Raw genomic sequence first — 12,168 nt, forward strand, 5'->3', positions numbered from 1 at the left:
ACTAAGCCCCCCTCTTAAAACATATCCATCATTCAATCTTATTAACAAGGGGACATTAGTATTCTGCTCAATTTGTAAATAAAGTCATTTACTAATATCCTTTTGGCACCTCAAACCAATTGGTTCTTGATGACCAAGGTGTGTAAAATTTCCTGGACGATCGGAGACTGTACTTTCTTAGATATTCTATAATACTTCGGCAGGACTCCAGGGTAATATCTAAGAAAACCCTTAGAATTAATTCATTCTTAGGGTTATCATCCAGCACATTAAGTTACAGTTGATAGTCATTTGTCACGAAGTTCGTTTATTTTTTTCGTAAGCTCATTAAACTTCTTATCGAGTTCTGTGTACGCTTTATCGTTTGGAGTCATAAAGCTAAGCTTTCCCAAAACTTCCTGTCTTTCTGTTTCAAGAGTTAATCGCAGTTCTTCAAAATCATCTCTTTTTGAGGATGATGATTCATACAATTGCTTTTGTATGCGATGATTCGAAATGACAAGTTTGCTGCTTGTCGTTTTTTCGAGAAAATATCGATCATGCGAAACGACGATTAGCGTTCCAGTATACTGTGCTAAGGTTTCTTCAAGTTGTTCCCGTGAAGCTAAGTCCAGATGATTTGTCGGCTCATCCAAAATAAGCACATCTTTTTCTTCTAATATATATTCCATTAACTTACACTTCACCCGTTCACCCATACTCATATTCTTAATGGGTTCTGTCCAATGAGACGCCGTGAAGCCTAAATGCTTCATTAAAGTTTGAACGGTCCCTCTCGACTCGAATGTATCTTTATGAAAAAGCTGGGCGGGTGTTAATTCAAGTGGTAAATCAAATACTTCTTGCGTAAGATAGCCTATTTTTGCAGATGGAGAAATCCATACATCGCCCGCAAAAGTTTCATGTCCAAGAATTATTTTTAATAATGTCGTCTTTCCGCTGCCGTTGGGGCCTATAATGGAAATCTTCTCACCATGCTGAATCGTGAAATTGACATTTTTAAACAGTGTTCGCCCGCTAAAAGTCTTCGTTAAATTCTTAACTTCCAAAAAACGTTTTCCCGTCTTGTTTTTTGTTTTAATTGAAAAGCGTACAGTATATTCTAATTCAACAGGTTCAGCTTTTGCTTTTTCAAGCTCTTTTTCAAGACGCTTTTGTTTAGATTTTACCTGTGCATCCATTCGCTTCGCTTTCACGCGATAGTATTCCTTAACTCCTTCCTTTTTCGTCGATTGTGAATGGGCTTTTTTTGACCAAGAAGTGATTTCATTCATTTGTCCCTCGATCCGTTCAACCATTTTTTGCTGTTTTTCATATTCACGTTGTTGTGTAAGTCTTTTCTGTTTGCGAACCTCCATATAACTAGAATAATTCCCTCTGTGCTCAATTAGCTTTTTATCTTCAATCGACCAAATTTTCGTTACGACAGCATCCAAAAAATAACGATCGTGCGAAACAAAAATAATGGTACCTCTATAATTTTTTATTTGTTCATTAAGGAATCCTAAACTGGCCTCATCAAGATGGTTCGTCGGTTCATCTAATAGTAAAAGGTCTGCATCTTTAGAAAGTCCTTTTGCTAGCCGGGCTTTGAGTTTTTCTCCTCCGCTTAATTGTAGGAAGTCATGGCTTGGTACATGCATTTTATCCAGTAATTTAACTTCGGTAGGCGTCTTATCTTCTGAAGAATGTGACTCGACTTCTTGTTCAACCATAAAAACTTTCAAATCTTGCTGCAGCCATTGGATCTGTCCATGTGCAGGCTCTAAATCATTGTTAATTAATTGCAGCAACGTAGATTTACCGGCACCATTTTTGCCAATGATACCGATGATTTCCCCTTGTTGAACACTAGCATTAACATTTTCAAAAATGTTATGGTCCAATACTTCAAAGCTGATATTGGTTAATTTTAATAGTTCTTTCATATAATTATCCCTCTCCTTAAAGGGAGAATAAAAAAAATCCTCCCAGTTCATATGGAAGGATTAGCCGTACCTGTGCATTATCAAATAAGAGCTATTTTCATGATAGCTCTACAATTTATAGAAAATGGGCAGACTAATCCTATTTTGTATGATTTGAAATATGCGATTTCAAATTTTAAAAATAAGATTAGTTAATCATCGGCCACCCATCATCCCTTCTGATATTAATAAAATCAGTATAGCATAAAATAATCTTTGAAAACAAAAGGAAGTTTTTCATTTATTGAAACAAATTATCTAGCCTTAATTACTGCTTTCTAAATGAATATTAGTGCCGGTTATCTTCTATAAGTAGAGGGGCCTTTTTTTATATCATTATCAACTAGTATTAAAACTTTTCCGGCCTTTATATCCGTTTCATAACTTTCTGCCTCTTTTTCTGAAATGCCTAATCCAATGAGAGTACCAGCCAATCCTCCAGTTCCTGCACCAACAGCCACTCCTGCCAGTGCTGAAACGATAGGTCCAGCAGCGAGCAGCGGTCCTATTCCTGGAATGGCCAATGCACCCGCGCCGGCAAGAAGGCCAGCCGTCCCGCCAATAACTCCACCTGTTGCAGCTCCAGTTGCTAATCCTTCTTCAGCCTTCGTACCCGTTTTTCTCTCGACCACTTTTGTTTCCTTCAGATCTTTGGCAACAACAGAAATTTCATCACGTTTATACCCTTGTATCAAAAGTTCTTCAACAACTTTTACCGCATCTTCACCGTTTTCATATATTCCTACCACTTGTTTACTCATTAAAGTCATCCTCCTTTAACTTCCATCTATTGTTCACCTCATAATATGAGTCATAAAAGGTTTATATTCGTTACGTTAAAATAACAATGTTAATAAGGATATTAGGCTTGGTGTCTCGATAGATTCAACACTTTTTTTTCGAATAAAAGGTTCAAAAGATGCAGTTAATGTTTCTCTAGGAAGGGTATGGAGGGAGACATCATTTAAATTGCTCTAATTCTGGTTCAGGTAATGAGAATCTTTAATTTACATAATCGATGCTTGAGCTTTAAAGTAAGCAGGCTATGTTAGATATAAGGAGCGGGGTATTGATATTGGAGAAAGATAAAATAAACAACTCCCCAATACAAGCTAGATCAAAGATTTTTACAAAGGAGGAAAAAATATTAATGTTTTACTTGTATTATAACGGCAATATTATCCACAATTATAGTGTGGGCAATAGGACGGTATGTCTGCTAATTAGGTGTCTATAAAAACTGATACATAATCATAAAACATAGAAAAAAGGATGATAATCATGTCCAATGGGTGGATCTTTTTTAGAGAAAGGAGGAGAATATTAATATGGAATATATAAAGGGAATCGATGTTTCACATTGGCAAGGTGCTATTAATTGGGAGGAAGTTGCAAAGGCAGGCGTGAAGTTCGTGTTCATTAAAGCAACAGAGGGAACGAGTTATTCAAAGCTATCCTATTTCAAAGAAAATGCACCACAAGCATTGGCAGCGGGATTGAAAGTCGGGGCCTATCACTATGCGAAGTTTGCAACTGTTGCAGAAGCAAAGGCTGAGGCTGCTTATTTTTTAGATTCTATCAGCTCTTTCGCTTTAAATTATCCTGTTGTTCTTGATCTTGAAGAAAATAAAAAAAAGGCAAAGAAAAAAACGCTGACCGATGCAGCAATCGCGTTTTTGGAAGCTATTGAAGAAGCTGGATACACGGCTATGCTGTATACTGGTAAATACTTTCTCGAAAATACTTTAGATGAATCAAGGTTGACGAAATACGCCTTGTGGATTGCCAGATACAACAGCACGTTGGGACGTAGCACAGATATATGGCAGCATTCTGATTCAGGTAAGGTAAGCGGGATCAGCACAAAGGTGGATTTGAATATAGCCTATAGGGATTTTACAAATACAATAAATACTTTTAGGACGCAAAACTCCCGTGCATTGAAAACGGAAACAACCACAACTTATACTGTAACAAAAGGCGACACACTTAGCTTCATTGCAAAAAAATATAAAACAACGGTAAAATCCCTTGTTAGTCTTAACGGGATTAAAGACCCCGACAAAATTTATATCGGTCAAAAATTAAGGTTGAAATAAGTAAAGGCTCTTCTCATTACGAGAGGAGCTCAGTTTTTAATGGATATTCCTTAGATTTCTTTAAGTTCGTCAATTGCTACGTCTGATCTTTCCTCTAATGGGCCTCTTAGATGTACTGTAGCCGTTCTTCCATCTTCATTTAAATTATCAATCCATACTGAAGTGCCATTATATCTAACCTCAATGTCAGATGAAGACGAAAGAATCTGCTTTACACGCTTAGCATCCATATAAATCCCTCCCTGTTAATTAGTCTTCCTATTATTTAGGAAAAGCCTTAATTTTATTCATTTGATTAATGTTGCAACTAAATCACATAAGGAACAATGATGTTTAACCTTCCTTGTTATCCGCCGTAGCTCTCTTTTTAATTAAGCATGTATGAAAAGATGAGAATTTTTAATCTTAAAAATATTTAGTCAAATAAAAGTGACTATGTTTTTGTTACGAATTTCTCCGGTACAATTGCGACGTCAGGAACATCACAAAAAGTTTTACAGAAATATCATTTAATGGCAGAATAGGAATTGAGTTGGTGCTTTTCGAAGTGCGAAGATGTAAATCCTAACTTTTCCCAATTGGAATGAAGTCTAAGCATAAAAGAATATTATAGAGCTGACGGATGCTTTACTTTAAATAGGGAGTGGCTTCGGTATTATTTTAATGAAGCTAATTGGACGGAAGGGTTGAATAAGGAAGAAGAGAAGATGGGACAATATTGGAGGAGAAAGTGTTGTTGGTTTGAATTCATATACGCATTCTTATACATGCTTTTAGGGGGGTATCATGGAACTATCGTTATTATTGGAATATGGCTGGGTGTTAATTATTCTAATTTTTTTAGAAGGTTTATTATCTGCTGATAATGCATTGGTTTTAGCTATCATGTCAAAGCATTTACCAAAAGAACAGCAAAAAAAAGCGATAAATATTGGGTTGCTTTTGGCTTTTATATTTAGGATTGGTGCAATCTTCATCATTTCGTACCTTTTCCATGTTTGGCAAGTTCAAGCAATTGGGGCTGCGTATTTGATTTTCATTTCATTAAAGCATTTACTAAAAAGGGACCACGGTGACAAAGAAAAAAAAGGGAAAAGCTACCGTATGACCGTTGCGCAAATTGCATTAGCTGATATTGCTTTTGCTATTGATTCCATTTTAGCTGCAGTCGCTCTTGTCATTGCCTTGCCAGATACACCAATGGGTGATATAGGAGGTATGGATGGAGCTAAATTCATTGTTATATTGTTAGGAGCAATTGCAGGTTTAATCGTCATCCGGTTTGCGGCAGGATACTTCGTTAAGATACTGACGGAGCGGCCTAGCCTCGAAACGGCAGCCATGTTGATCGTTGGTTGGGTAGGGGTTAAGTTATTAATGCATACCCTTGCACATCCAGCCGTTCACATTATTTCTCACGATTTTGTTGAAGGACCGATTTGGAATATAATCTTTTGGTCAGTCATGCTTCTTATCGCTATAGGCGGATGGTTTTTATCTGGAAAAACAGAAAAAAAAGGTGAAGGTAAATAAAGAATATTCTTTTGTAATAAATGAAAATTTCAAGAAGATCAAAGACCGAAAAAATTTTTCGGTCTTTTTTTGGCCCTCTATATAGATTCGTTAATGACAAATCGTCATAAGCTGTTGATTGATTCAATTTTATTTCAATAGACCTAACCGAAACCCATAAACTACTGCCTGTGTACGGTTTTTAGCTTTAAACTTTGTCATTAAACTGCTTACATAATCTCTAACAGTATGCTCGCTTAATTGCAATAATTTGGCCATTTTTTTATTGTTATAGCCCTCCGCCAGCAAATTTAAAATCATGGATTCACGTTCCGTCAATTGTATGTCGGTACCAATTGGTACCTCATCATCCTTTCTTGATAAATATAATCCGAGCCTTTTTCCGACCTGTTCAAGTAAAGTCAGTTCATCTATTGAATAATCGAATTCCTCCCCTAATTGATCAAAGGTCAGCCAGCCGAACACTTGCTGGTCATGAACAATCGGTACAAAAATGACAGATGAAAGATTAAATAGCTGTATATGCTCCTCTTTAATGTAATTACGGGGATTCTTTATAAATACCGGCTTTTTTGAATTGAATACCATGGATTGCTTGGAGCTGAGCTGCCCCCTCATGCTTTGAACTTTTGGCAGCTCCGACCCAATGGTGCCGTATAATTGATTGGACCAAGGAATATAAGCATAAAAAACACATCTTTTATAGTTAAAGAACTACTCACATTTTTTTAGGATAAAAGCAAAATCCTTAAATCCTGCTGAGTTAATTAAAAGTTCATCTAATTGGTCCAGTAGCTGCAGTCTTTTAAGTTCTGCATTCTCACTTTTGGGATTTTGCTCTGATTCGTCGCCCCTCCACTTGTTATAGCTATGGATGAGATGAGAGAAAATGGATAATAAGAACATGAGAATGGATAGGGTTTGGGCATGTTTCAGATTTACCATTAAGGTAACAATCGACTTTTCAAAGATTAATCGGAACATGCTGAAATGATTATCATTTAAAAGGGGTAAATGTAATTGCAGCCAAGAATCCAAGTGCTCTTCGTATGTGTCTTTTACTTCCTCGATATTTGGAGCGGATAAAAATAGTAAAAATGATTCCAGTAATGTTTGTATCATCTTACGTTCAGTTTCTAATATGAAGGGTTCTAGATTCAAATAAATATTGATATTTTCTTGAATCTGTTTGTTATGGCTTTTAATGAATAATATGAATTGCTGCAATGTTATTTCTTCATATGCATGAAAGGGATGAGCCATGTGAATTCCTTCTCCTTAAAACAAAATACCCTATAAAAAGGGGGGACTAACCATATTATTATACAGCAGTTTATAGGATAGTAATTCAAATTGTAAGGAGTAAAATAAATGTATGAACACAGAATGAAGCTATTTGATGGCCAGTCTATTTCAATCGAGGGTTTCACAATGTAGTCAGCTTTTTGCTTGTATAAGAATGGTCGTCTATGGAGAACCCTAGGGATGGAGATTTCTGGTGTTTAAGGAATCTGTTGCGTAGAAAATAAGAAAAGGAGTCTGGTAATATGATGAGACTTGAAAACAAAGTGGCAATCGTAACAGGGGGAGCAAGCGGGATTGGAGCAAGCACGGCTCAATTATTTGCAGAAGAAGGAGCAAAGGTGGTCATTGCCGATTTTGCTGATCATGGACAGGCTGTGTCAGAAGAGTTAAATGGAAAAGGGTATGATACTCTTTTTGTTAAAACTGACGTGACGAATGAAAATGACGTAAAGAATATGATCGAAGAGACGGTTAATAAATATGGAAAACTGGATATCATGTTCGCAAACGCAGGAATTGCAAGAGACGGAAACATTCATGAGTTAAGCTATGAGCAATGGCAAAAAACAATTGATATTAATTTATCCGGTGTCTTCCTATCCGATAAATATGCGATAGAGCAAATGCAAAAACAAGCTACTGGCGGCGCCATTGTCAATACAGGTTCCATCCATAGCCATGCAGGGAAACCGGGGGTAACAGCCTATTCTGCTGCGAAAGGTGGGGTCAAACTATTAACACAAACGTTAGGTTCGACTTATGCGAAAGATGGCATTCGTGTCAATGCAGTTTGCCCTGGATATATAGATACTCCACTTATTGCCGAAGCACAAGGTGAAATAAGACAAGGTTTGATCGATTTACATCCAATCGGCCGTTTAGGCAGAGCGGAAGAAGTGGCGAAAGCCGTTCTCTTCCTTGCTAGTGACGATGCATCATTTGTTACAGGCACAAGTCTTATTGTCGACGGCGGATATACCGCAGTTTAAATTTTAAGGATTATTCGCTCTGTCTCTCAAACAGTCAAATTAGGTTTGAGGTGCCAATTAATAGAGCTTCTTCTGTAAGATGAGTGGTGTTCGTACACCCAAATCATACTGGAGGGCTCTTTTTTACATATAACGAAATATTCCCGGAAATACTAATAAAATTTCAAACGATACAAGACTTTTTATTTCGAGAATTTTAAGTTGAAAATCATTTTTTCGTAAAAATTAAAAATGAAAATGGGACATATGTCCTTTCTCTGCACTCCACTTCCGTATTTTAATTATAGAAGAATCTCATAGAGGAGGAGTCAGGGTGAAAGGGATCATATCTTCCATAATTGCAGGAGTGTTTATTTCATTGCAAGGAGTGTTTAATTCAAGAATGAGTGAGGAGTTAAGTGAGTGGCACACTACCGCGCTTGTACATCTCGTAGGATTTATTTTTTCCATCATCATTTATTTATTCGTCCGTGATGGAAGGGCGGAGGGGTTTCAGGAGGTTCCCATTTTATACCTGCTTGGAGGAATGCTCGGCGTCGTGATTGTGTTAGGAGAAATGATTGCGATCAATCAAATAGGCATGTCTTTCGCAATAGTAACCATTTTAATTGCACAGCTTATATGTGCTTTCATTATCGATACAAGGGGACTATTCGGAATGATCAAGATGAAGGTGTCGATTCAACAAGTTATTGGAATGGCTATGATGTTAATGGGTGTAGTCATATTTAAACTGTAAAAAAGGTGATAGAACATTGAAAAAATTAAAAAATAGTTCAGGTCTCAATAAATATCTTGAACAATATGAGCTGAATATGATTTTTTCTGAAGAATTGAAGGAGAAAATATCTCTCTATCAATTCCATAATGGAGAAATTTTATGTTCAAAGGGTGAGGATATTCATTATATGTATTTTCTCGTAAAGGGAAAGGTGAAGATTTTTACAACTTCACCCGAAGGAAAATCGTTAATTGTTCGGTTTAAAACGCCATTGGCCCTTATTGGAGATGTGGAATATATAAAAGGGATGGAAGTACTCCATACAGTTGAGGCAGTCAGTGAAGTATATGTAATCGGTATTCATTTTGATGATTTACGAACGATGGAAACGAACCGATATGAGTTTTTGCATTTTTTATTGGAGATTGTTACACAAAAATTTTACACAGAATCCCATGCCGCAAGTTTGAACAGGCTCTACCCTGTCGAAGTACGTCTCGCAAGCTATCTGTTATCTCTTTCATCAGAAGGGAGCGGCTCCATGTTTCATAAAGAAATGAACACTTCGAATCTGACCGAAATAGCAGACCTCATAGGAACAAGCTATCGGCACTTAAATCGTGTCATCCATAAACTCTGTGGAGAAGGTATCATTCAAAGAAAAAAAGGAATTCTTTATATTAAAGATTTATCGCGGCTACGGGAAAGGGCGGAGGGCAATATATATGAATGAGTCAGGAGGCTGTATCTAATGCAAGGAATTATGTTTGCCGTAGTAGCTGGTGTCTTCATCAGTCTGCAAACGGTCCTTAACACTAGAGTTAGTGAAAAGGTAGGAGCTTGGGCGACAACCACGATTGTTCTCGGGCTTGGTTTTATCTCATCACTATCCATTTTCACCATCATGGATGATTCGAGCCTGTTAGCGATTGGGCACATAAACAAGCTGTATCTATTAAGTGGAGTCTTGGGAGTTGTGCTCGTCTATTGCATCATGCAGGCAATCCGGCTCCTAGGACCGGCCTATGCCATATCAATTGTACTTGTCGCGCAACTGACGATGGCAGTTCTGATTGACACCTTAGGGTGGTTCGGATTTGAAAGAGCCCCGTTAACCCTAAATAAATTGATCGGGATCGGGATCATGATATCGGGAATCATCATGTTTAAGATGAAAAAGAACCTTGTCCAACAATTGAAAGAGAGTTTCTTTTTCAAATAAGCTCAGAATCAAAATAATATGGCACATAATAGGATATATAAAATATATGTACATTCAAAAATCCTCTCTTTTTAGGGACATATATATCAATGTGAAAAGAGGGGTAATGTCGTATTGGCATAAAGGTGGGAATTATGCTGCCTATTTTATTAGTTGAATATTATGAGATGAAGTCCTATCAAATATGTGAAAGCTTAAAAGACTAGGTTCCAGTTTTTTTTTAGGTTAAATAGCATTTATAGCTGAATAAAGCATCCTATATTTATTGTTATTTTTAGAAAATATTGAAAATTATAAAATTAAATGTTTTAATGTAACTATGCCTTTTATACTGGTTCGGACGACGTGATGTTAACACCACTAGTGAAATGGGGTAAATCTATTGTTTCATTAAAGAAAGGATGTGTCATTATACTCCTGATTGACTTGTGAATATTTGCCCTATCTATTCATTATTTCCATCTGTCAGTTTGCCAAGTTAGAATAATGACGAAATGAAGTGGATTTAAAACCAAAAAAAAAGGGAGGGACTTTATTTTATGATAAAAATCGATCTTTTACTTAAAAATGCAAATGTGCTGACTCTAGATAACAGGAATCGTCGGGCTAGGTCAATTGCTGTTTCAGATGGGAAAATTGTCGGGATTTGGGATGAGTGTGAGCCACCTAAAAGTGCAGTGGAGATTACAGCAAGTACTGATGTTGTAGATTTAAAGGGATCCACCCTAATACCAGGCTTTATCGATACTCATAACCATATTTTAATGTATGGATTAACGATGGGACAGGTGAACTGCGGTACTCCGCCCAATCAATCCATAAAAGATATTTTAGAGGTAATTGGTGCAAAAGCAAAAGAAACTCCCGATGGCGAATGGATAAGGGGATATGGCTATGATGATACGCTTTTGTATGAAAAGCGCCATGTTACACGGAGTGATTTAGATAAGGTTTCGCCAAATAACCCTGTAGTCATCACACACACTTCAGAGCACTTATCCGCAGTAAATTCGCTAACTTTGCAATGTGCAGGTTTGACTGATGATGTTTCAGATCCCCAGGGCGGATATTATGGACGGGATGAGAACGGAAGGCTGAATGGGGTAATCTATGAACCAGCGGCAATGGCACCAATAAATAATCACATACCGCAAATGACAATTGGGCAACAGGTTGACATGATAGGAAAGGCTTCAAAGGATTATGTCGCTCAAGGAATTACCACGAATACAGATGCTGCAGTTGGATTTAATAATTTGGAAGATTTAGAGGTTCATCTTAAAGCGGCTGAACAAAAAATTAATCCGATGCGAACGAGACTGATGATCATGCATCAGCAGCTTCGTGAAGGACAGCCATTCGGAGGTTATTCTCCAGCTCAACTGGACCTGGAACTCAGGGAAAGGTCTGGGGGACGGGTTAAATTAGATAGCGCAAAAATGTTTCAGGACGGCTCCATCCAAGGATTAACAGGAGCTTTACGTCTTCCATATTATCAAAATCAAGATGTATACGGAGATCTCATTCATCATCAGGAAGCATTTAATGAAGAAGTCTTAGACCTGCACAGACGAGGGTTTAGAATCACGACGCATGGAAACGGGGATCGAGCGATCGGCTCGATATTAGCGGCCTATGAATATGCTTTATCCAATAGCCCTCGTACAGAGCATCGTCATAGAATCGAACATGTCCAAACCGCAACCACCGAGGACATCATGAAGATGAGGGAACTTGATGTAGCCGGGTCCTTCTTCATCAATCATGTATATTATTGGGGGGACAGGCATAAACAAATTTTCCTGGGTCCGGAGCGTGGAAGGCGTATAAGTCCGTTAGCTGAAGCTGTTGCACACAATTTATTGTTCACCCTGCATTCCGATTGTCCAATTACCCCAATCTCACCCCTATTTTCCGTATGGGCTGCAGTTAATAGAATAACGAGAGAAGGTCATGTTTTAGGCCCAGAACAGCGCATTGATGTAGAAACAGCTTTAAAGTCGATGACTATTTTTGGCGCAAAACTAAATTTTGATGAGTCACGATCAGGCAGCATAGAAATTGGAAAACAAGCAGACTTTACCATTCTCGAGACTGACCCTACAGCTGTTCATCCAGAAGAAATTAGGGACATAGCAATTCTGGCCACCTTCATAGATGGAAACCCAGTATATGGACAAGAAAAGGTAAAGACTACTTAATTTCTTACCGGAAATTTACTGGTCTAATTATAAAAGAAAATCCTATATGTTTGACATAAAGGCACCGATTATCATTGAACCCGCATCCTCGACATTAGAGACTCCATGATCCTGTTTTCCTAGAGTTTATA

Annotated in this window: 12 protein-coding genes and 1 pseudogene; 7 read left to right on the forward strand and 6 right to left on the reverse strand. The window is 37.5% G+C overall.

Going from position 1 to position 12,168, the window contains the following annotated elements; genetic code table 11:
* Positions 1-287: 287 nt before the first annotated feature.
* Positions 288-1,928 carry a ribosomal protection-like ABC-F family protein gene (gene abc-f / locus ABC374_RS07700; RefSeq protein ID WP_413016806.1) on the reverse strand — a complete coding sequence of 547 codons (1,641 nt, stop codon included), beginning with the start codon at positions 1,926-1,928 and terminating at the stop codon, positions 288-290.
* A gap of 338 nt (positions 1,929-2,266) precedes the next feature.
* Positions 2,267-2,728, reverse strand: a complete 462-nt coding sequence (locus ABC374_RS07705) for a general stress protein (RefSeq protein WP_413016808.1) — start codon at positions 2,726-2,728, stop codon at positions 2,267-2,269.
* Positions 2,729-3,295: 567 nt separating this feature from the next.
* Here ABC374_RS07705 and ABC374_RS07710 point away from each other — a divergent pair.
* Positions 3,296-4,066 carry a GH25 family lysozyme gene (locus tag ABC374_RS07710; RefSeq protein WP_413016810.1) on the forward strand — a complete coding sequence of 257 codons (771 nt, stop codon included), beginning with the start codon at positions 3,296-3,298 and terminating at the stop codon, positions 4,064-4,066.
* A 50-nt stretch (positions 4,067-4,116) separates the two neighbouring features.
* Here ABC374_RS07710 and ABC374_RS07715 read toward each other — a convergent pair whose 3' ends face one another.
* Positions 4,117-4,296 (reverse strand): H-type small acid-soluble spore protein, encoded by a 180-nt coding sequence (locus tag ABC374_RS07715; protein WP_034313120.1) that lies wholly within the window; start codon positions 4,294-4,296, stop codon positions 4,117-4,119.
* 556 nt (positions 4,297-4,852) lie between these two features.
* Here ABC374_RS07715 and ABC374_RS07720 point away from each other — a divergent pair.
* Entirely contained in the window at positions 4,853-5,599 is a 747-nt protein-coding gene (locus ABC374_RS07720; protein ID WP_402903558.1) for a TerC family protein, read from the forward strand.
* A gap of 129 nt (positions 5,600-5,728) precedes the next feature.
* Here ABC374_RS07720 and ABC374_RS07725 read toward each other — a convergent pair whose 3' ends face one another.
* The 3 genes and pseudogenes from ABC374_RS07725 to ABC374_RS07735 all read right to left on the reverse strand — a co-directional run bounded on the left by ABC374_RS07725 (position 5,729) and on the right by ABC374_RS07735 (position 6,862).
* Positions 5,729-5,917, reverse strand: a complete 189-nt coding sequence (locus ABC374_RS07725) for a response regulator transcription factor (RefSeq protein ID WP_413020291.1) — start codon at positions 5,915-5,917, stop codon at positions 5,729-5,731.
* Positions 5,918-5,977: 60 nt separating this feature from the next.
* Positions 5,978-6,298 (reverse strand): annotated as a pseudogene (locus tag ABC374_RS07730) (GAF domain-containing protein); the annotation flags it as partial.
* A 15-nt stretch (positions 6,299-6,313) separates the two neighbouring features.
* Positions 6,314-6,862, reverse strand: coding sequence for a hypothetical protein (locus tag ABC374_RS07735; RefSeq protein ID WP_413016812.1), 549 nt, complete (start codon positions 6,860-6,862; stop codon positions 6,314-6,316).
* Positions 6,863-7,149: 287 nt separating this feature from the next.
* On the opposite strand from ABC374_RS07735, the gene ABC374_RS07740 reads away from it, so the two are divergent.
* The 5 genes from ABC374_RS07740 (at position 7,150) to ABC374_RS07760 (ending at position 12,037) form a co-directional block, all read left to right on the forward strand.
* A complete protein-coding gene (locus ABC374_RS07740) occupies positions 7,150-7,893 on the forward strand; it encodes an SDR family NAD(P)-dependent oxidoreductase (protein ID WP_413020292.1) in 744 nt (247 codons plus the stop codon).
* 313 nt (positions 7,894-8,206) lie between these two features.
* Entirely contained in the window at positions 8,207-8,632 is a 426-nt protein-coding gene (locus ABC374_RS07745) for a DMT family transporter (protein WP_413016814.1), read from the forward strand.
* Positions 8,633-8,648: 16 nt separating this feature from the next.
* A complete protein-coding gene (locus ABC374_RS07750; RefSeq protein ID WP_413016816.1) occupies positions 8,649-9,347 on the forward strand; it encodes a Crp/Fnr family transcriptional regulator in 699 nt (232 codons plus the stop codon).
* An 18-nt stretch (positions 9,348-9,365) separates the two neighbouring features.
* The gene (locus tag ABC374_RS07755; RefSeq protein WP_413016818.1) at positions 9,366-9,836 is read left to right on the forward strand and encodes a DMT family transporter; all 471 of its coding nucleotides are present in this window, start codon (positions 9,366-9,368) and stop codon (positions 9,834-9,836) included.
* Between the two features lie 539 nt (positions 9,837-10,375).
* On the forward strand, positions 10,376-12,037 hold the full coding sequence (locus tag ABC374_RS07760) for an amidohydrolase (protein ID WP_413016820.1): 1,662 nt from the start codon (positions 10,376-10,378) through the stop codon (positions 12,035-12,037).
* Positions 12,038-12,168 lie beyond the last annotated feature (131 nt).

Source organism: Peribacillus phoenicis (assembly GCF_047238085.1).
In the GTDB taxonomy this organism is placed as follows: Bacteria; Bacillota; Bacilli; order Bacillales; family DSM-1321; genus Peribacillus.